This is a genomic window from Nitrosomonas sp. Nm33 (assembly GCF_900107265.1).
In the GTDB taxonomy this organism is placed as follows: domain Bacteria; phylum Pseudomonadota; class Gammaproteobacteria; order Burkholderiales; family Nitrosomonadaceae; genus Nitrosomonas.
Window position 1 is genome coordinate 1 of record NZ_FNPJ01000056.1, and the last position, 21,454, is coordinate 21,454.

General features: G+C 46.3%; 13 protein-coding genes. 1 reads left to right on the plus strand and 12 read right to left on the minus strand.

What is annotated here, in order from left to right; all coding sequences use genetic code 11:
* Window positions 1-585 precede the first annotated feature (585 nt).
* From BLV54_RS11055 to BLV54_RS11065, 3 genes are all read right to left on the minus strand, one after another.
* Window positions 586-1,755 carry a glycosyltransferase family 61 protein gene (locus BLV54_RS11055; RefSeq protein ID WP_090571654.1) on the minus strand — a complete coding sequence of 390 codons (1,170 nt, stop codon included), beginning with the start codon at window positions 1,753-1,755 and terminating at the stop codon, window positions 586-588.
* A 177-nt stretch (window positions 1,756-1,932) separates the two neighbouring features.
* A complete protein-coding gene (locus BLV54_RS11060; protein ID WP_090571656.1) occupies window positions 1,933-3,105 on the minus strand; it encodes a glycosyltransferase family 61 protein in 1,173 nt (390 codons plus the stop codon).
* Window positions 3,106-3,529: 424 nt separating this feature from the next.
* The gene (locus tag BLV54_RS11065; RefSeq protein ID WP_090571657.1) at window positions 3,530-3,751 is read right to left on the minus strand and encodes a hypothetical protein; all 222 of its coding nucleotides are present in this window, start codon (window positions 3,749-3,751) and stop codon (window positions 3,530-3,532) included.
* Between the two features lie 445 nt (window positions 3,752-4,196).
* Between BLV54_RS11065 and BLV54_RS11070 the strand changes: the two genes are divergently transcribed.
* Window positions 4,197-5,534: a hypothetical protein gene (locus tag BLV54_RS11070; RefSeq protein WP_143032489.1), complete on the plus strand. Its 1,338-nt coding sequence runs from the start codon at window positions 4,197-4,199 to the stop codon at window positions 5,532-5,534.
* An 875-nt stretch (window positions 5,535-6,409) separates the two neighbouring features.
* Here BLV54_RS11070 and BLV54_RS11075 read toward each other — a convergent pair.
* The 9 genes from BLV54_RS11075 to BLV54_RS11115 form a co-directional block, all read right to left on the minus strand.
* A complete protein-coding gene (locus BLV54_RS11075) occupies window positions 6,410-7,702 on the minus strand; it encodes a hypothetical protein (protein ID WP_143032490.1) in 1,293 nt (430 codons plus the stop codon).
* Window positions 7,703-7,728: 26 nt separating this feature from the next.
* Window positions 7,729-8,505: a sulfotransferase family 2 domain-containing protein gene (locus tag BLV54_RS11080; protein ID WP_090571663.1), complete on the minus strand. Its 777-nt coding sequence runs from the start codon at window positions 8,503-8,505 to the stop codon at window positions 7,729-7,731.
* Between the two features lie 13 nt (window positions 8,506-8,518).
* On the minus strand, window positions 8,519-9,265 hold the full coding sequence (locus BLV54_RS17115) for a CatB-related O-acetyltransferase (RefSeq protein WP_090571665.1): 747 nt from the start codon (window positions 9,263-9,265) through the stop codon (window positions 8,519-8,521).
* 13 nt (window positions 9,266-9,278) lie between these two features.
* On the minus strand, window positions 9,279-12,842 hold the full coding sequence (locus tag BLV54_RS11090; protein WP_090571667.1) for a glycosyltransferase: 3,564 nt from the start codon (window positions 12,840-12,842) through the stop codon (window positions 9,279-9,281).
* 53 nt (window positions 12,843-12,895) lie between these two features.
* The gene (locus BLV54_RS11095) at window positions 12,896-16,201 is read right to left on the minus strand and encodes a glycosyltransferase (RefSeq protein WP_090571669.1); all 3,306 of its coding nucleotides are present in this window, start codon (window positions 16,199-16,201) and stop codon (window positions 12,896-12,898) included.
* Between the two features lie 722 nt (window positions 16,202-16,923).
* A complete protein-coding gene (gene cysC, locus BLV54_RS11100; RefSeq protein WP_090571671.1) occupies window positions 16,924-17,535 on the minus strand; it encodes an adenylyl-sulfate kinase in 612 nt (203 codons plus the stop codon).
* 18 nt (window positions 17,536-17,553) lie between these two features.
* Window positions 17,554-18,369 (minus strand): glycosyl hydrolase, encoded by an 816-nt coding sequence (locus BLV54_RS11105; RefSeq protein WP_090571673.1) that lies wholly within the window; start codon window positions 18,367-18,369, stop codon window positions 17,554-17,556.
* Complete coding sequence (locus BLV54_RS11110) at window positions 18,366-19,436, minus strand: sulfotransferase (protein WP_090571675.1); 1,071 nt, start codon at window positions 19,434-19,436, stop codon at window positions 18,366-18,368. The genes BLV54_RS11105 and BLV54_RS11110 overlap by 4 nt, the downstream gene beginning before the upstream one ends.
* A gap of 285 nt (window positions 19,437-19,721) precedes the next feature.
* Window positions 19,722-21,454: glycosyltransferase family 2 protein (locus BLV54_RS11115; RefSeq protein WP_218132380.1), on the minus strand; the 1,733-nt coding region annotated here is incomplete at its 5' end.

A 21,454-nucleotide genomic window follows, 5' to 3' on the forward strand; every position in this document is an offset into this window, starting at 1 on the left:
AGGTTACCTATCGCCAGCAGAATTTACACAGCGATACTATGCAAATCAACTCGCAGCTTAATCATATGGACTCCATATTTGACAACACATATCACCTGAAGTTGGATTCGTTCCATCACCACAAAATTTACACCCATTCATGCACTGACGTATGATGCAGATACTCTCTCAACAACTGGCACTAAATCGACAGCAGCTCATCTAGCAAAACGTTGAAAAATTTGCCACTTTTTTACTTTGAAATTGTGTTTTTAAAGGGACGCAAGTATTTTCATTGTTTTCTTGAAGTTATTTTTTTCTAAAGTTGCTCATTTTTTAAGGAGTTTTTATTCAAATTTTCTGTAATTTCTGATTTTTTTACCCTATCCGCATATTTTCAGCGGATCTTGGACACATTGTCTCTATGTGCATGTGTGTATGAACCTGACCATCAACCAGTTAGAGGCTCCCAATGTGCATCAAATTATAAATGGCTGCAACGAATCTCAACTGTCCGCTGATTTTTTCTTACCCAATCAGTTTCAGCTTGCACATTCCACCTACTGTCTTTATCCTAATCAAATATTTCTTCGATTTGCTTATGAATTAAGCGCATAGCTTACCTGAACTATCTATCCGTTCTAGTAGTAGGTTTAGTGCGCTCCTGAAATCCTCCATGTCAATTCGAAAGGGATTGGAGCTACGCGGCGCCCCGTCACTATCCAAGTGACCAAAAACTTCCAGGTAGTGCAATTGAGACTGGCCCGCAATATCCCAAAAAAATCGACTCGGCCAGTCCGCTGGACTCAATACCATGACGCTGGTTGGTCTAGTGCAAAATATAGTATTTGTGAGCGCAGCTCCTTGTACGCCAATAATGGCTTCAGCGGAACTGAATATTTTTGCCTGTTCATAGATGCTGTAGTGTTCCGGATAGATTACCTCAAATCCATGCCTACCGCATTCATCGATCAGGTCATCTTGATTTCTCAGGTTGCGTTTATCTCCAGTATTACGTGCGACGAACAGACGTCGAGTGCCTTCCTTTGACAGCTGTTGGTGCAACAAAAGCGAACGCAGAGAAGACATAGCCTGGGGAGACTTAAACACGGGTGGAACCTGGACTGGTGTAATATAGTTAAGTTGTGAAAATGTCCATGTCTCGTCGTCTGGATGTTCCAGCACCGGAATATTTGGAGCAATTAACTTGATCGTATCTTGCATAACCGCGCGCATTGCTTTGCTCTCGTGCGCGCCAATGACAATATGCCAATCCGAGGGCATACGTATCGCTGAGGTCAGTGCAAGAAGAGCGGCCCCATCTACAAGCCAGTGGCCATAGTTTCTCCACCATGGCCGTTTGACTAAAAGACACGGGTTATCGATGTGCCGAGTCGGCAATGATTTCAGGCTAAAACTCGCACCATCAGCAGAGTCAAAGCCAGTAAGTGGGCGACGGGGGGCAAGTAATTCTTGGGCACTCTCTCGCACTATCTTGGCATTCCGTGTAACTAGCGCGCCTTGACCAGTTATAACAGCATCGCGTAGTGACACCCTATAGACAGGTTTACAGGGCTGCATCGTCGCCTTCATAGCTCGATCATACTGCTCTAGGTTGAATCGCGCCTTTTCTTTGCCAAACAAAATAGCGGGCGACCTACTATAGGAGCCCTCCCCTGTGACAACATCCACGCCACAAATCCCAGCTTCCTCGGCGGCACGTTTGTTTTTGTCGCCCAGCAAATCTCTAATAAAGCAAACAGAAATATTATTCATATGTTTTAGTGTCTAGCAGAACGTTGAAAAACTTGGCACTTTTTCAGTCTGAAAGCGTGAGCGCTGACGTAGCTCAATATTGTGTGAAGCGTCACCAGGAAGGTGATCATGGACAAACCCATTTTTCCGCTCCGACATACTCACCTCGCTAAGAGCACAGTATTGCACCATAGCATTTTAGGTACGTAGCTTGCCCGAACTATCTATCAGTTTTATCAGTAGGTTTAGCGCGCTCCTGAAATCCTCCATGTCAATTCGAAAGGGATTGGAGCCAATCGGTGCTTTGTCACTATCCAAGTTACCAAAAACTTCCAGGTAGTGTAATTGAGACTGACCCGCAATATCCCAAAAAAATCCACCTGGCCAGTCTGCTGGACTCAATACCATGATGCCGGTTGGTCTAGCGCAGAACATAATATTTGTGAGCGCCGCACCTTTTACCCCAATAATAGCCTCAGCGGAACTGAATATTTTTGCCTGCTCATAGATGCTGTAGTGTTCCGGATAGATTACCTCAAATCCATGCCTACTGCATTCATGGATCAGGTCCTCTTGATTTCTCAGGTCGCGTTTACCACCAGCCTTACGTGCGACGAACAGACGTCGAGTACCTTCCTTTGACAGCTGTTGGTGCAACAAAAGCGAACGCAGTGAGGACATAGCCTCGGGAGACTTAAATAATATTAATGGAACATGGACTGGTGTAATATAATTAAGCTGTGAAAATGTCCATGTCTCGTCGTCTCGATGCTCCAGCACCGGAATGTTTGGAGCAATTAACTTGATCGTATCTAGCATAACCGCACGCATTGATTTGCTCTCGTGCGCGCCAATGACAATATGCCAATCCGAAGGCATGCGTACTGCCGAGGCCAATGCAAGAAGAGCTGCCCCATCTACAAGCCAGTGGCCATAGTTTCTCCACCACGACCGTTTGACCAGAAGACACGGGCTATCGATGTGCCGAGTTGGCAATGATTTCAGGCTAAAACATGCACCATCAGCAGAGTCAAAGCCAGTAAGTGTGCGGCGTGGTCCAAGTAATTCTTGAGCACTCTCTCGCACCATCTTGGCATTCCGGGTAATTAACGTGCCCTGCCCAGTTATAACAGCATCGCGTAGCGACACCCTATAAACAGGTCTACAGTGCTGCGTCGTCGCCTTCATAGCTCGATCATACTGCTTTAGGTTGAATCGCGCTTTTTCTTTGCCAAACAAAATGGCGCGCGACCTACTATAGGAGCCCTCCCCTGTGACAACATCCACACCACAAATCCCAGCTTCCTCGGCGGCATGTTTGTTTTTGTCGCCGAACAAATCTACAATAGAACAAACAGAAATATTATTCATATGTTTTAGCGTCTAGCAGAACGTTGAAAAACTTAGCACTTTTTCACTTTGAAAGTGTGTTTTTAAAGAACTGGAAGTATTTCAGTTATTTTCTTGAAGCTATTTTTTCTAAAGTCACTCGTTCTTTGAGCAATTTTTGTTCAAATTTTTTATAATTTCTGACTTTTTATCCTTCTCCCCACACTTTTGGCGGATTTTGGTGTATTACCTCCAAGTACATAAAACCTGACCATCAACCAGTTAGGCTTCCAATATGCATCAAATTATAAATGGCTGCAACGAACCTCAACTGTCCGCTGATTTTTTCTTGCCCGTTCAGTTCCAGCTTGCGCATTCCACCTACTGCCTTCATCCAGTCAAATATTTCTTCGAATCGCTTGCGAAAATTTTCAGGCTGATCGCATAACCTTCACTTTGACAAATGTCATCCGGTACAGCACTGCCTTTGCGTTTGGCAGTCACGTGTGGGATTATGCTCAACTCCTGTATTCCCTGATGTGCGCATCAGATCAGTATTATAGCCGCGATCTTCTCCTACTGTGGTTTCTGATTTGGTATTGACTTGCAGCAGCTTGAACGATTCTTCGCGCTCAGCTGTTCCGTATAGGAAGAATATACCCTTTTCTTTCGGGTATGCAATATACATAAAGCCGAATACTTGATTAAACTCGCTACTGAGCGATCAAAAAGCAGCTTACTTTTGTTTTAACTTAGATTTCTCAATTGGACGGTATGAAGTGCACGTGCGAATGCAGGGCAAGATGCAACGACGCAGAATGATCGTTCCATTCCATGGAGTTACTTGTTAATCTTCCACTCTGATAAGCCATTGCCGTTGTTTTATGACATTTTAATAAGTCATCAACATACTGTTTTAAGCATAATCTTTAGGTCAAATTAAGGCTTTTGCTTATTCTAATTCTCTTCAAAAATCAATAATCTCTGACTCGGCCAAGTAATGGTTGAAGTCACTAACTACCGTGGCTTTACTCATGCATCAAGTTTATTGCTATAAATCTAATTTGGTAGTTGAAACCCGATCTGGCCAGATCAATAACCGAAAATCATTAATTCAGATGGAGCCTATTCACATGCTTAAAAAATTTTATATCGCTATCACACTTGTAGTAGCACTGATCGGCCTGGGGATACAACCTGCAAAATCAGCATTAACCGGTAAAGGATTAATAAATCCTATTACTAATTTCCCTTCCTCGTATTCTGATGCCAAGGGTGTTTCCTTGGAATTATGTTTAGATGGTGATGGAGTTACCGGTCTTTGTTTTTTTGACCCGGTGATACCAGGCAATACTACTTCCGAAACGAGCGGCTTTGGTGCAGAAGCATTTTGGTGGAGAGCTACCTCCACTTTAAATTTGGCTGGCGGCGGACAAGCTGATTTAGTATTGGGTTTGGAAGCTGCCTATGCTTCAGGAGATCCTGCTCCAAATGATCAAATTACCTTTGGGCGTGTCCGCATCCGAGTCGATGTGCCTGTCGATGGTGATTATAAAATATGGCACCCCGCTTTATCTGAACTCAATGGTTGCCAACCGGAAGTTTACACCGCAACGGCCGGTATTAAAGGCATTAATGTCACGCGCGATATTGGTGGCCCTACGCCGTTTGATGGCGCATTAAGCGGTGAAGTTGGCCCTTTCTTAACTTGGGATCCCGCCATACCTCCTGCTGCACCAGCTGGCTTTATCGGTGATCCTGCTGTCAATCATAAAGTAGTCGGTGGTCATTGCGGTATTAATTTTTTCCGTATTGAAGCCCCTGCTGGTGTAGATTTAGACGGAGCAGGTCATAATTTTGTGCAAACTAACTTATTTTCGGTACTAGGCAAAATTTTTAATGAGGCTGATGTCCCGCCGGGAATTGAATCAGTACGTGCAACCTACACTCGTAGAATTAAACCTACCACGGGCAACATTGCAGTTCGTATCAATACCTGGGTAAAAGCACCGCCCACTGCAACCATTACGCTCAGTGGTCTACCTAAAGCCATTCAAGATGGTGCAATGACATTTGATGGTGATAAGACATTCTTTAAACGTGGCACGTTCGCTGCACTCAATAACACCCCTGTACCCACCCAGTTAACCGTCACCGCATCAAACGCTGCTGGGAGTAATACGCAAGCCGTCAATGTCGTCGATGTAGTGACCATTCAATCAGTAAGCTGGGCTCCAAAAGCGCAAACGCTAAAAGTGGTAGCCATCTCAAGCGACAAGATAAGCCCAACTGCGGCGGGTGATATTCCTCCTGAACTTACGCTGCAAATAGGACAAAATACTTTCCCAATGCGGCGGACCAAAACCGCTGGTCAATATGTGGTGTCTGTTCCCAGTATTGCAGTGCCGCCGGCTTTCGTCACAGTGACGTCTTCAAAAGGTGGTGTCGGTACCGCGGGCATGAATGATTAACTAACTTGTTATTTAAATAATATTGCAGTCGTGATGAAAACTACCACTGCTGCAAGAGAAATAAAACAAACGCTGAAAAGTGAGGAGTAATTTGAGTCAGCCACTTCTCAATAGATAATTGCAGTTAGCCCGGATTCTCTGTTAAAAATTTTCCTAGCGGAGAATCCGGGGTATAAATTTTCCAGTTTAAATTTCTTCGAATTTCTCTTCCTTATATTTATTCCTCTGTCGCCAGTTAAGATAAATTATCTCTTAACTGAGTTGATTGATTCTATCGAATCATATCAAGTACAAGCGGGTAATCGAAATTGAGACCAAGCTAGATTCTGATTGGACTAACTTTTCGAAGGATGTTTTTGGCGTAAAGCTGCATCGATGCTTAGCGAGTATTAAATAGGCAGATGTGGTGCATAGTTACTAGTTCTATACCAGATACTGTTGAATTAATTGACGGATAAAACTGGCTCGATCATGCTTATCCAATACTTCTGTTTAGTTGCAATCTCAACATTCATCAGTATTGCCTGATATACGCTGGGCCTTTTTCGTCCCAAATGATGTTCTGGAGTTCCAAGATGTGCGCACATTCTGGTCATCGACATTGCCCGTCGTTATTTACGCTCTCAGCAATCCTCTTGGTTACGGCTCAAGCCCCTGACATAAGCCGTCAATCGCACAAAAATCGCTATAGTATCTATCAGAAGACTCCTCTAGTGATGAAACTCTTTTCAAAAATCGCTTCATCATAAGGAATTCAAGCTTCTTTTACAGCTTTTCTTATGTCAAACTCACATTAAATAACTTTGGCAGTTACGAGGTAAATTGACGCTGCCATCATAGAGTCATCTGAGCTTGCCAAGAAACTGTTATAGTTGTCAGTTTATTACTGAATGTACTTGGATCTCACGTACTCCACCTCCTAAGAAAACTCTGACGTTCTCATCAGGGTTATGAATTTCTTGACCTATACCGACAGAAAGCAAAAGCCACTCGGAAGGATCATCCCAGCGCGACCCGAATATTGAGGATAAATCCTCGGATGAAATTTGATTTGGGGGTTTTCTCAAAAGTTTAGCGGTGATAATCGTAAGAGCATTTTTCAACTGAGCAAAAGAAACTTGCATTCGAAATACCTTGTCTCGGAACTCCATGTGCTGTGTCGGTTCGCCTAGAGATGAGTAAAGTGTTAATCCAGATTGAGAATCTTTTATGGTCTCACCTCTTCGTTTAATGGGTCCACGAACCACTGGCATTCCCTTTTGTCCCGGATCTAAAAACACTCCTCCCTCCTTGAACCACTTAACAGAATCCCAATTCGTTATACCATTTCGATATACGGCTGTATTAAACAGGTATTGAAGTTGGCATTTTTTTTTCGTTTCGAGAAAGCAAGACCGATTAATAAATGAGGATATAAGCTGTTGTTTTGCTTGCATTGGATCGCTTGTATTTGTGGTAATTTCTTCTCCCAAAGAAAGCGTCGCTACATTCTGAACAGTTCTAAACTCAACTTTGCGTTGATCAACCACCTCCGATCCCGTTGCCCATGGACGCACAGCATTCTCTTTTTTCCAGTCAAATCGGAACATTACGAATGCGCCCTCAATGCTGGCATTGATTCCTTTTTCATTCTTACCTCGCTTAGAGTATGGGCGAAAAAACGAGGAATGGCCAGTTTGATCTGGCCCCGTAAATGTAAAAATCCCGATTCCACCATGCACAGGATCTTTGTTCACATGCACAAACGTATCCGCTACTTCGGCATGAACTGATTTTTCACAATGTGCTGTATCTCCGCTTGGTGCCCAACGCCCACCTTTTCCCTCTCGAGCCAATGGGATACCAGTGAGTTCAGACGCCTGGCTGAATTGGGAGCTCCCGTAGTTTTTAACTGGACCATTGCCAGCACGCGAATTGCAGCCTTCTGCTCGACCAAAGAACATTACCTTCATGCCAGGTTTCAAGACTGCGGTTGGATCATTTGCGTTCCATGCCGAATAAACCTCATTTCGTTCAAGGTAACTTAACTGCCCCCCCTTTAATTGGAACGCCTGAGTTGACAACGACTCGGCATGACTTCCAGTGGCTATAAACCAGATCAGGGCAAGACCATACACATACTGCGTCATTTCTCTCATTAAGTTACCCTCCACCATGATAAAGTTCACGAGCTCTCTTTATGCGAGTAAACGTTTTAGTTTACATTGTATAAAGCCCAAATTTTGTTGTCCATTGTGCAATAATCTTGCAATCGCTTTAAAGTTACTTCATCGGCTCCGAGAGCCTTTAAGCGATCCAGACGATCCCTTGCTGCAACTTTGGTATTAACATTGACTCGATATTGCTCAGCTTCCGATTCCGATATCGATGCACCACTGATTTCCTGAATAGCCCCAAAAACGCTTGCCATATTGCTTACAGCAAATACGTCGTCGAGTGTACTCAAATTATCCATCGCCATCCGTACAATATCAGCTTGGGAAAACTCCTTTCGATTGATTAGTCCAGCCAGTTCACTGCGGCATCTATAGCGTCGACCGGCAAAATAATAACTATAGAAGTTGTCGTAATGATCATCGATGAAATTTCTTAGATGAGGCGGGCCGCCAAGGAAATATTCTCTGGGATTCAATTCAAAAGCCGCTTTAATTCCCTGACGCTCCGGTTTTACCCGTTCTTCTACTGAAAGGTTCTCTCCTTGATTGCGAGTATAGAAGTAAAAAGAAAGAATCCTGTCCATTGGTTCACGCAAGACGGTGAAGACGTACTTTGGGCCCTTAATGCAATCAAGCAGTGACCAATCCAAATGCCCTGAAAATACCTGATAACGATTCAATTCTGAAATTGAAAACTGCCGTAACTGATCATTGACCCGTGCTGGACACACAGCCTCCTTACCAAAGGTATTGACCAATGCAGCATGGATAGATTGGCCGGCAGTTTTGGGAATATGAAGAAAAATGATTTTCATGTTTTATTCTCTATTACTCAGTACAAGTTGTTGCCAGATCACGCAGATTAATCTTAGATGGCATGTAGACTTCCATTCCTGACGATCGAAGTGCTTGGATTTGCTCCAGAAAGGCTGGCACAGCATCGACTCGCGCACCCTTTAGCTGCCAAGGTGCAAATTCCCACCATTTGCTTTCCAATAAAGCTTCAATTTGGTTTTCTGGGAACCGATAGCGCACAACCTTCGCCGGAGAACCCGCTACCACCGCATACTCCGGCACATCCTTCGTTACCACTGACATCGCCGCCACTACTGCGCCATTACCAATCGTGACCCCAGGCAAGATAAAGGCGCCATGCCCAATCCATACATCGTTACCTATGATTGTTAATCTTGCTGTCACTGGCGGAGTATCTTTGATGAAATCATTGCGTGGTTGCAAATCGACCCCTTCCGGCAAAGGTTGATTCAAAACATTATTGCAGGGTTGATAAAAAAATGGGGACGTACTTATCCAATGCATAGGATGAGGATGCCGACCGATCTGTATCTCCTCCCCAAACGAACAATAACGCCCGATCCGGCAACCGAAATAGTATCCGCTTACCGCATAGCTGAAAGCACCTAGATGAAGTGAATGTGCGATATCCATCCATTTGATACTGCATAGTGGTTCAAACACAGTGTTTTCAGGTAGCATTACTCCAGGTATATGCAAAGTGGAAACACCATGCTCGCGCAGCTTGGCGATCAGTTCTTGTGTTAGTTTGACTGGCATATAAAGTCTTTTTTCATCGAGCTAGATATTGTTCTAAGGTGATAGTGTAGCCGCTCGGGCAGTTTGAAATACTTTCATTCGATAGTACAGTTACTGTTAAATCAAGGATGGCATCCAGAATATCCCCCCCCCTTGCAACTTCAAGTACCGTTCCAAAACCTGCAGCCCTAACCCGCTCTGCCGGCGCACCCATATCTGTCACGACCGGCCACAACCCAAATCTGAAAGCATGGCTCAGGGTATATGAAAATGTTTCAGGCCATTGATTGGGGAAGAACGCCAAATGAGGTTGATGCACCAACATCAGCTCCTCCAGTTCGTCCTCCTTGTACGCTCCTAGAATCGTCACATTCGAATAGCGCGCAAGTTGACTGTCATCGACAGTTCTGCCAAATACGATAAATTCGATGGGCAGTCGTCGTCGTTCAGCTTCCATGGCGCATTCTACCAGTTGATGATACCCCTTGATTTCACTAATGCCGCCAATCAAGGCTACTTTGACGATACCATTTTTCGGAATACCTTCGTTGACCTTAACCTGTTTGTTGAAAACCGAATCCCTGGGCGTAGGGTGTGGCACAACCTTGTAATCCGCCTGCATACCATGATGCTCCATGCGCTGAACGACATCCCTGGCCCCTGCGATCACAGTTTCGGCCTTAGCCAGGATGCGACTGAAAGCTTTCCGATACTGGGCAATATCGCCTTGTGCGTCTTCGACAAAGTGCTGCAAGCCCGTATGGGGTTGAAAGAAGTCAATACAGCGCCTGCATTGCTCCACCGGTGGCTCCTGGCAGTAGCGCCCTCCTGGGGTGGTGAGGGTCACTCTCGGGCATATCCAGGCGTAGTCATGAATTGTAATTATTGTAGGATAGGTGTCAGTTAACCATTCCAGCAAATGCATCGGCATACCGAAAGGAGCATGCAGATGCAGGCGTTCGATACCCAGTTTATCAATATCACTTTTCAGCGCCTCGATTTCATTCTCGGAATAGATTTCGCGGTGTTGATCAGCAAAGAAGCCCGAAAGACGGGTTTCAGTAAGCTCGATATCCAATTCTGACTTACCGGTATCGTTGAAGCGCAACACAATAGGAGTATAGCCAGCCTCGATGTTAAGAGCACTCATGTCCTCGATGTACTGCTCAGTGCCACCGCCGAATCCATGGGTGACGTGCAGGATACGCTTACTGGGGAGAACTGCATTAATGAGTGCAAGGTTAATGGCGCGGCGAATGGTTGCACCGGGATCAGCGGAGATGAATCGCTGAATTAATTGGTCGTAGAAAGGATAGCGTGCACTGATTTTTTTTGCGCTTTCCTTAATGCGCTCGAGTTTTTCATCACCAAACGAGACATTGCCCCGGTGCACAATAAAAGTATCACCGGTCATGATATGTCGCCAGCCCTGCGCAGTCGCCTTGAGGCAAAAATCAACCTCTTCGCCGTAGCCGCGTCCCCAGGTTGCTGCATCAAACAGGCCGATTTCATCGAGACATTGGCGTCGGATATACATGCAGAAACCAATAGCCACGGGGATATCAACATATTTTCCAGCATTCACCGTAGCCGCTACGCGATCGACCTCTTGTGCCAAGGCAGCATTGGCAACGGGAAGTGACTTGCACTGATAGGGAACTGTGCAGATTTCCGCGTTGTTGGACAGAGGCGTGACCGTGCCGATGTGAGGATCACTTTTTGCAGATGAAACGAGACGATCAATCCAACCGGATTGAACAACGGTGTCGGCATTAAGGAGGATGACGTCGCGATCTGCGGCAACGATCATGCCAATGTTAACTGCCTCGGAAAAACCGCCGTTAACGGTGCGATGAATGATCAAAAGATTTTCATGACCCCGCTTCTCGAGATCATTCAGGTAGTCCTTGATGAAAGAATCCGGGGTACAGTCGTTAACGATCACAATACGCGAGGGAGTCTCGTTTTTAGCAGCCAACACGCTTTCAATGCATTCCATTGTTTCAGCCACACCGCCGTAGACGGGAATAATGACATCAATCTCAGCTGGCGACTGAGCACGCTGTGGAGGCGGCATAGTTTTGCTGGTGAATTCGACTCCGCCCCCAGACCGCATAACAAGCTTTGACATCACTGTTTGCAGACGCACTCGAGTAGTTTCCGAGTCCGATTTCGCCATGTCATAAGCGAGCTCGCACATAACATCGTACGGGCTTGCGACTGAGACTCTTGCCAGGGTAATGCCGGTTTCTTCGTCCTGAAGGATATAAGATATAGCTCCTGACAGTTGAGTGACGGGAAAAGTCAATGCAAAACCACTGGTTACAATAGCATTTGGAAATGCTGACAAGACATCATCTCGTGTAATTTGTGTTTGGAACGTACGCTTTATTCGTTCTGGCGAGGTGATACCGAGTGTCAGTGGATTTTTTCGATCATGTCTGAATGCCCAGCCCACTATTCGATTGAAATCGGCCCAATCAATATGAACTGAATAGGTGGGGTATGCGATAACTCTTGCATCGCTGCGGACGACGGCATCGCCTTCTCGAATGCAAACAAAATAGACATGGGGCTGGCCATCAGCAAACTGGGGGGGTAGCGCCAAACGGCCAGCGCAATGGTATGTACCACCTTGACTCTCCGATGAGGGTTTGAAGTTTATCGTTGAAAAATATCTGCCATCGACATGCAATTCCCCATCCAGCGCGGCTCCTGGCCATCCAGTAAGCTCTGCTTGTATTTCCTGATTTTTTATACCGAGTATCTTGATAGTCAATTTGTTCGTGAAGTCCACCTTGATGGGGGAGTTCGGAAGCAAAAAACCATCGACACGTGCCTCTATTTCAAATGCCAGGTGCGATAATGACGCACGGGGCAACGCAATCTTGAAGCCAGAATGCAGTTTATCTGAATGCTTGCCTATAAAATCAGGGCGCGGGAGTGTAGCAGTTTGCTGTGTAACTGCCTCTCCATTCAGCCGCAACTCGACAAGCGCGGGTGAATCCGGGTTGGGAGCAACCGCCCACCCCATCACAACCAAGTTCTCATCCATGCATTCCAGATAGCCATCTGGTATACCGGATCCAAGCCAGGATTTGGCTTCATGAACGGATGGAATCAAGGTGGCCGTTATAGCAATCGCAAGAGCCTCACCTTCAGGGATAACCAGAACCGGGCAAGGCTGGTCATCAGCCATATCGTTCAAGGTTTCCTTAAGGAGATTTTTGTCCCATTCCAAATGAAATCCGCAATAGGCTGGCGATTTGACAATCTCGCTGATATCAGGTCTGAATATATTTGCCACGACCTGACCGACTCTATTTTTCCTGATGTAAGCTGATAGCCGGATTTGCTTGCTTGGAGCCGATACATCTATTATCCAACCCTTCACTCCTGCCTGGTCTATCGAATCAATGCAACCAAAGAGCCTTTCGCCAGTTTTCCCTGATATATTGCCGGAGATAAATACATTTTGTTTTTGTATTCTAGAAGAAGTAGACTGTACCTTGGTTATGCCAGTCGTTTCGGCTGTATTCGCGCCACGATCAGTATCGATCACCTCATTCGGTTTCTTTTTACTATCTTTCTGAGCCATTCTAAATCCCAAAAATTAATCAGTATATATCTATCCCAGCGTATCCAGCAGGATTATAGCGGCGAAGCTACTGCCCTCTCCAGCATCCGTACAAACGCTCTTTCCCCAAAATCTCTTTCTACCGCCAACAATCCCGCTTCGCGTATCCGTGTCCACTGTCTTGCGTCGTTATATAACTGAACCGCGCATTCGGCATACTCATCAGGCGTCAAATTCGCAGGCGCAAGATAACCAACCTGCTCATCCCAGCCGATTTGCCGCTGCAGCAAAGGCGAAACTACGCAGGGTACCCCATGAGCTACCGCGCTGGCGATTTTTTGCGGTAGACCGGCAGCGAAACGGGTGGGAGCAAGAAAAACGCGAATCTGACTAAAAAAGTCGTCTAGATCATCAACCGCACCCAACCACTCTATGCCATCGGTGAATTGCACCAGGCCGTGAGGGACGCGCTCATCCCAATAGCCGGCGATACGCAAGGTAACATCAGGCAGGCGTTGCCGGATGCGTGGAAAGCACTCATTGCACAACCAGATAATGCTATCCAAATTGGGTGATTCGAAACCATGTACCGCGCCAAGGAAACCAAAAGATTTGCGGCCTTCAAAGGCCTTACGCACCTTGCGAACAGGGTGCTGGCGTGGCCAGTCAGCCTGATGAGCAAGCAGGCGACAATCCTTATCGGGCAATTGTTGCTGGATGAGGCTCTGCTCGGCTTGACTCACAGTAAGAACCCGATCAGCGAGCTCCAGAGAGGCTATTTCCTGCTTGAGTTTTCCCTGTGCGGAAGCAGGATCCAGACCAAACACCCTCATTTGTTCGATCTCACGGATTGCGGTCAGAGCTTCAGTATCTGCGATAAGTTGACCCCCGGGATGCGCGGCTTTCCAGGCCATAAGGTCGGGATAATAGAAGCTGAAGTTGTGAGTTCGGCAGACCCAGAGAGTTTGAAAAAGCATGTGATTGGCTTGCAGAAACTGGCTAAGACTGCTTACATGCTCGTCGGCGTGCACCACATCCACTCCAGCCAGATCGGGATAACAAGCATGCTGGTTATGACCGCGCTTCCTCGCCCACACTACCACGTTATGACCCATGGCGCGCAAGCCCTGAATAATATCAACTGAACGCACGTAGCCAGAGCCGAGATGTTTCTCCGGTGGCCGATCTTCGATAAAAAGAATAGTATTTCCCTGCCGATAACGGCGATCAGCAGCAAAAAGCACGCTGAGTGTCCCAGGAACAGGTTGTTGCTTAAGAATATCGGCGTGTTTATGGCGCAGGATTTGCTGGTGCGCAAGGATGAGCGCAGCAGAGGTACTGGGGGGGCGACCTTTGGAATAGCTGCCGTATTCATAGTGGTGCACAACTACGGTGGGATCATAGACGACACGGTAACCCGCTTTCCAGAAGCGTAAGGCAAGATCAGCATCTTCACAGTAACCAGGATCGAAGGCTTCATCGTAACATCCAATTTTTCCAAAGACATCGCGCTTGACAGCGATAAAGCAGGCAGAACACATGTCGACATCGCGCACAGTAAGCAAGTTGTGAGCGTTGGCCTGGTTATCCCGGCCGACGCCATTGGTCGATCCATCGGACCAAATGACATTGCCTGCCTCCTGTACCAGCCCGTGGCTACGCATGACTCGCCCCCCCACGCATGCGATATCCGGAGCACTATGCAGGCGGCTCATAGCATTTCCGAGCGCATCTGGTTCTAACGTAATGTCGTTGTTCATGAATACCAGGGTTTCGCCGCCGGCCAGCAGTGCGCCGAGATTGCAGTTGGCCGAAAAGCTGGCGCGTTTATCAAGGTGAATTACATTAACGTTGTCAACGTACGCTTCCAGCTTGCGGGTCTCGTCTTTCGAAGCAGCGTCGACAACGATGACTTCGGTGTCGGCATCGAGGATGTGCGACAATTGTTTAAGTAGTTGCAAGGTAAAGGCAAAGTTATCAACGACTGGAATGATGATTGATACTTTCGGTTGAGCAACTTGTGGCAGGCGGATTTTATAACCCATGCGCACATTAGCGGCAATGAGTTCGGCCTGGCGCTCGAAGATGGCCTTGCCTTCGCGCTCCGGTACCAGGATTTGCGCCAGCGGCAGATGAGCGCGCAGACCTCGTTTGGCACCGATTAACTGAAAATGTTCAAAAGAACCAAGTAGCCCAAGTTCAGCGATTTCACGCGCGACCTCAGGATGGTTACTAAGGTAATACTGGGGATCAAAATAGTCGTTTGGCCGCCGTTCTTCCTGAATACCTTTATATAAATAATGCAAAAACAGGTCATCGACATCTTCTAAGTCAGGATAAGCGTTGCGGTAATACTCCATGTCAAAATCTGGCAATGATGCGGCCTTGCCACAGAGGTTCCGTTGGGCGAAGTGACGGTGCGGCAGCAGGTCGTGACGGATAAGTTCGGACTGATACACAGCACGGTACCAATCAACGTCGAAAAGTACGCCTGCTTCCGTACGCCCCTCCAATATAGCGAGCCAGTCTTGCAGTGGAATATCACTTGCGGTTAACCCAAACTTGATACGCGTGCTAAATGGCAACAAAAAGGGATGTGGTCGGCGGTCTTCTCTGTAGCCACTTTTGAGAAAATGATGGTAGCCGCTAACGAATTTACCTTGCTGGATACCAGCGGCGATGTCGGGATAGCGGTTCCGATAGTAACTTTCATCGAACATTGAGCATGGCGAGACGGAGGCTGAATTGGTAAGATAGTAAAGAAAGGTGACAGGCACACCTTGCTTATCACACAGTGGTACATCGACCAAAGGTCCAGGGGAGTGGCCAGCATTTGCACTCTCGGCGACGAAATAAGCTTCCGCATTGGCGTACAGGCCTTGCTTAATAAGATGGGTAACTACCGGATGACGGCTGAGATACCAGGCTTCGTCAAACACCAGTCCCAGGAAATCCTGTTGCACTGGTGTCAGTACTTGTGTGGGGCGGTTGATGGCAGCAGTAAACTGATCGGGTCTGATAGGGCGAGAATCAAAGCGCAGCAGTATTTGCCCTGACTGAGTCGATCGCTGCGTGATCTCCAGGCCAAGATTCCTGGCCAGCTTCTCCAACCGAGCAAGCTCCTCTTGGTCAGGTTGAGTGGCAATAATCAAACAACTACCCGGCGTCAATTTACCATTCACGACTTCGAGCACCTTGCAAAGATCCCCCCCTAAGCCTGCGCGCACAAGCACAGCTCTCGATTGAGTAATGGCTTCCGGATTGTTAGCGCTGGCCGTGACAAGCTGCCATTGTCCGCTTGGTAAAAGAGCGCGTTCTTCTTCAGAAAGGTTTCGGTTGCCGGTCGGATCGATGAGCAAAAGTTGTTTTTTTCCCGTCATAATGTAACTCTCGGCCGTAATTGTTCCTCAAATTAAACGATGCTATCTTTACCATAATGAGTGCACGACTGCACTTCGATAAGAAATAGCGGGATTTCCCTAAGATTTCCCTGTTGATGGATATCACCTCATAGCTGTTTCAACATAATGGTTACAAAAATGCTATTTGACCTGAGCGTGTCGAAGGCCAATGTAAGCTGAAATACCGTTCGGCCTGAGCTGTGAGCTTGTCGAACAGTCGAAGGCCGATATAAATTGCTTAGCGGTTCGACAGTTCGACAGGCTCACTGCTCACCGCGAACGGGAAAGGTTTTACTGGAACGATTCAACAGCCATGTATAGGCGGTTTGATTTTCCCCCAACCTAACATTTTTGTAATCTACTGTCACCTTCTCCTCCTCTCATATTAGGACAAATCCTAGAATTATCCTTCTAGATCGCTCCAGTATAATGGTTACAAAAAAGCCATTCGGCCTGAGCTGTGAGCTTGTCGAACAGTCGAAGGCCAATGCAAGCTGAAATACCGTTCGGCCTGAGCGTGTCGAAGGTCGATGCAAGTTGCCTTGCGGTTCGACAGTTCGACAAGCTCACTACTCACTGCTCACCGCGAACGGTAAAGGATTTACTGAAATAAAAGTGTCTTTTTTATTCAATCAAAGTCGCAACTAACAGGAAGGTGATAGCAGAAAATAGGGTACCTATTGCCAAATTGACTCTCATCATTATTCGGGTTGCTTAATCACCTCGCGTGCGCGTAGCATTGTAAGCACTTGCGCTACACAGTCTTCCAAAGGCAGACTGTCCGTTGCAACCACCAATTCCGGGTTGAGCGGCGGCTCATAAGGTGAAGAAATGCCCGTGAATTCCTTCACCTCGCCAGCCCGAGCCCGGCGATAAAGACCTTTCACATCGCGTTTTTCGCAGAGCTCCAGCGGAGCCTGACAATAGATCTCAATAAAGTCACCATGCGAGAAGAGGTTGCGTGCCCTCTCCCGGTCACTGCGAAAAGGTGAAATAAAGGCTGTTAAAGCAATCACGCCTGCCTCAGTAAGGAGTTTGGCCGTTTCAGCAATGCGCCGGATATTTTCTGTACGATCTTCGGCTGAAAAACCGAGATCTGAGCATAGACCGTGACGGACATTATCACCATCCAGCACGAAAGTGCGACAACCCAGATGGTAAAGTTCCTCCTCTACGGCATGAGCCAAAGTCGATTTGCCAGCACCGGAAAGACCGGTGAACCATAGCGCGGCAGAGCGGTGATTATTCAGTTGTTCACGGCGATAGCGGGTCACGGTAGCATGATGCCAAACAGTATTAGTGTTTTTATTCATATAAATTGCTGAGTGGGGTTATTGAAACTCTGAGTAGAAGCGCCCCAGAGGTGTAAGTGTGCCATCCTTTTCAAACAAGCGCGACGTGCGTACCTCCTCATGTCTCAGTGAATAATTTCCTGCGCCGAACCATGCGTAGCGCTCAATGTACGATCGCTTTTCCAGTTCAGGTAAAACTGCTCTCATAAAAACGAGCACTTCTTCCTCCGAATAGCAATTACTACCAGACTTGTTCTTCGCCTCCCAGTCCGCTACCGCGAATTCGGTGATCCAAATAGGTATGCGATATTTTTCATAAACAGCATCAATCTTTGCCAGAAACTTTTGTGGGTCTGGCGGGCTATACAAATGAACAGCCATAAAATCCACCTTGAGTTTCTTCTTTCGTACCTCATGATAAAAACGCTCAAACCATGGGCCGAGCACTCCGGCTGGTGCCGGAGATCCGAGGCGATCAGCCAGAGGTTCCAATCTGGCCCACTCTCTGATGGCTTTCTGCACAGACATGTTGGATTGATCAACTTTATTCGGCTCGTTAAAACCAAGCAGTATCGGCACTTTACTGTTCGCCCGCATCACAGCAATTTCCGCATCCAATCGTTTCCCACCCCATATCATGGGAACAAATTTCTCAATAGGTGCACCCTCAATAGGCTGAGGTTTCCACGTGTAATACCACGCTACATTTAAGGCAGCGATACGCTCCGGTGCTTGTAGATTTGCTAAGCCTACTCCTTTCTTATCGCTGGCAAAACTGGCAGAGATAGCCAGCAACAGCACAATGACTGAGCAGATAAAACGGAGTGTTATGTTGATCACAGTCCAGCGCTTCATTCGGTCAGTATCCAGGCTATCTGATATTTGGTTTGATCGGCAAATTTAACGAAGATATTGAGTTTCTGTTCTCCGGAGAGCTTCAAGCCAGTAATCTCGAAACGAGCCCTTGCAGAATAAGGATTATTAGGATGCTTTTCAAAATACCGTGGCGATGGGAGGCAGGTACGCACAAATGCACTATCACATCCTTCAACTATCAAACTGGCGATGGGAGATGCTTGCTCTGATGGCAACATAATACCCCCAATTTTGAATGGTGTATTTGCAGCAAGCCACATGGGACGATGATCGATCAACGCAATATTCATACCAGGAACAGAATTTACCTCAATCCGTAACTTCATGAATTTTCGTTCTGTTCGTGTTGCATTACCAAGGTTCTCGACTTTTCCAGCATAGCTGTGTTCACGGCCCAGCACTTCCAAGATACGAGCATCGTCGTATTCAGCACCCAAAAAATTAAAAAGTGATTTAAGATTCTTTCGATCACCTATCAAATCTGCATAATCAATCCAGAAACAGTTTTGGCGGTATTTGCTCCAATTTGAGGCTTGTTCTTCGAAAGTTGACATCCACTTTATTGCATTGATGGTTTCCTGATCACTCCAAAATCCACTTTTAGAGACTTTTTGATGATCTCGAGTTAGAAAAATGAATGCTGGGCGTGGCATGAGTTTTTCCAGAAAATCAAGATATCCCATCATATTAACAATCCCAGATAGTCGTAATTCGGGCGGAGTATAACGAATTTCCTTGAAACCCCAGCATTGAATATTTTCGCAATCTTTCGGAACTAATTGATTTCTTAATGCTAGCCTAACATCATTCAGAAAAACATCTTCATTTAGCATGAATGCGCCAAAAAATGGATCAATTGATGAAGAAGAATCATTTTTATGTTCTTTCAATGTTTGACATAGCGAGTTGTAAGCTAGTGAAAAACCAGCACAAATATTCATATTCTCGCCACGAATCAACACTCCAGGTATCGAGTTCAGAATTCCTAATAAAAGTGTAGAGCCCGTACGACCATACGTTAAAATCAATAAGCTATCGAATTTCATTTTTAAATCTTCTCTATTGCAATATCTCAATACCCTTTTGGAGTTAAAGCAATCACGATCATTTTCCAATCACTACTGATTAGTTACTCGTGAATGCCAGATACGACTTTGTAAGATATCACTTCATGATTGACAAAACAGATAATTATTGAAAGCATTAAAATAATTATTGAGAAATTCACCTGATTATGCAGAGTACATTTTTTTACTGAACCAAATATGGCTTTTTTTGCTACATTATGGTTTAGCCGAGACAATGAATCATTTACTTTTACTTAGATACTTTTAAAACTCTAAGTTTGTGAAACTTCCACTCGACTCGTAGCACTGCGATATCCCTTCATCACCGAAAAGACCCTTGCTCTCAGCCAGGATTTCCAGGTAACGCCGGTATTCCTTGGCGTTATCAAAGTGCTGATTACGTCGTACTTCCATTTTTACCTTGGCCTTAAAACCGGCGTGGTATTTGAAGTGGGCAAACCAGACGGGCATCTTAGCCACGTTCAACAATCCCTGTGCGTAGTGCAATCCCCGACTCACTCTCATCCATGGACGATAGCGTAGCAAGGCGTATTTTTGGGACGTAAAAGCAACGGGCTCGCTGTCAGGAGACAGTCTGTGCCTGAGAGAACTAGTATAACTCATTGTGTTCGAGTAATAACCCGAGCCAAGCAACCACGCTTGCAAGGGTTTACGATCCATCCAAGGCGCAGAATCAAAAGGCGATTGACGAGAAAAATCAGCCCCACCCAGATCACCAAATGGATACATGTCGATCATGTTCACGCGCACCGCGTCGATGTTATCCGCTTCTAGAACAGTCAAGTAATCCTCGATGGATGTGTTCTCACAATTTATGTAAATCAGCAATTCATCAGCATCGGCTAGCAAAACCCATTTACCCATACAGAAATTGCCCAGAATGGCCTGCTGCCAGGCAACACCGTAGTGAGAATAACGATATTCAGTATCAGTGGAAAACAGCGCGACATCTGGCTGCTCTAACAGGTATTCGCGAGTACCGTCGTCAGAAACGTTATCTACTAGAAAAAAAGCGCGTACGCCGAGGCGCCGGTAGTGATTGAGGAAATGGGGCAGCATCAGCATCTCATTGCGCACTACCCCGACGACTGCGAATGGCTCGCTGACAATGGATTGCAATCGCATCGATGTACTCAAGAGTTCGAGTTGATTTGCCCCAATCGTACCTTCAGGCGTCCATTTAGCATTTATAAGAATTCCACAGGATGTTGGCCATACTCGCTTTGGCCACAATCCCCCGATATCACGTAACTCTCGTACAAAAACATGATCGCGATCAGTGTCCATGTGCGCCATGACAATCGGCGTGTCCATCGTAGGAAAGAAGGTATTTTCCCACATGCCCACTGGAATGGCTTCACTAAAAGTACGCCGCCGCTGGTAGGATTCGTAATCCTCATTGTTGGGTAAGATGTCGTTAATTGCCAAGAGATCACCAACCAGCTTATCTTCCATCAGGGAGCATGCGATCAGCCTTTGTCCCTTTTCGCTCTGAGCCGCTTCCTGGAGTTTAACCATCGCCAGACGTGAGAGCACATAGCCCCCACCGCCATCGGCATAGGTGGATGGCTCAGGGGATTTGTCGATGGTCTTGCGTGCATACTCGGTGTGTGATTTTAGTTGATGCCAAGCACGATCCATGCTGCCTACACCACGCTGGATAACGCGGCCATAATAAAAGTGCTTGCGATAGGTCAAACTATCGATAAATTGATCGACACTGAGGTAGCAGTCGTCATCGATCTTGTAAACGTATTGAAAATCGGTGTACTTCAGTACCCAGTCGAAGAGCTTCAGTGTCTTTTTCGGCAAATCTTCATATTTGTCTGAGATGTCGAGTGCGAGGATATCTCCCTGTATCGTGTCGTCACCATCACCCACTATAGCTGATCCCATATAAAATGATTTAAAGTGCATAAGCGGTAAAGAGCTGCTCGATGGAGCATCCTTCCTTTTTTCTGATTGTTTTGGCCTGG

Coding starts and splice junctions, on each gene's coding strand:
- BLV54_RS11105 (WP_090571673.1), bottom strand. CDS start 18,369: ATGAAGCGCTGGACTGTGATCAACATAACACTCCGTTTTATCTGCTCA.
- BLV54_RS11055 (WP_090571654.1), bottom strand. CDS start 1,755: ATGAATAATATTTCTGTTTGCTTTATTAGAGATTTGCTGGGCGACAAA.
- BLV54_RS11110 (WP_090571675.1), bottom strand. CDS start 19,436: ATGAAATTCGATAGCTTATTGATTTTAACGTATGGTCGTACGGGCTCT.
- BLV54_RS17115 (WP_090571665.1), bottom strand. CDS start 9,265: ATGCCAGTCAAACTAACACAAGAACTGATCGCCAAGCTGCGCGAGCAT.
- BLV54_RS11080 (WP_090571663.1), bottom strand. CDS start 8,505: ATGAAAATCATTTTTCTTCATATTCCCAAAACTGCCGGCCAATCTATC.
- BLV54_RS11090 (WP_090571667.1), bottom strand. CDS start 12,842: ATGGCTCAGAAAGATAGTAAAAAGAAACCGAATGAGGTGATCGATACT.
- BLV54_RS11070 (WP_143032489.1), top strand. CDS start 4,197: ATGCTTAAAAAATTTTATATCGCTATCACACTTGTAGTAGCACTGATC.
- cysC (WP_090571671.1), bottom strand. CDS start 17,535: ATGAATAAAAACACTAATACTGTTTGGCATCATGCTACCGTGACCCGC.
- BLV54_RS11060 (WP_090571656.1), bottom strand. CDS start 3,105: ATGAATAATATTTCTGTTTGTTCTATTGTAGATTTGTTCGGCGACAAA.
- BLV54_RS11095 (WP_090571669.1), bottom strand. CDS start 16,201: ATGACGGGAAAAAAACAACTTTTGCTCATCGATCCGACCGGCAACCGA.
- BLV54_RS11065 (WP_090571657.1), bottom strand. CDS start 3,751: ATGTATATTGCATACCCGAAAGAAAAGGGTATATTCTTCCTATACGGA.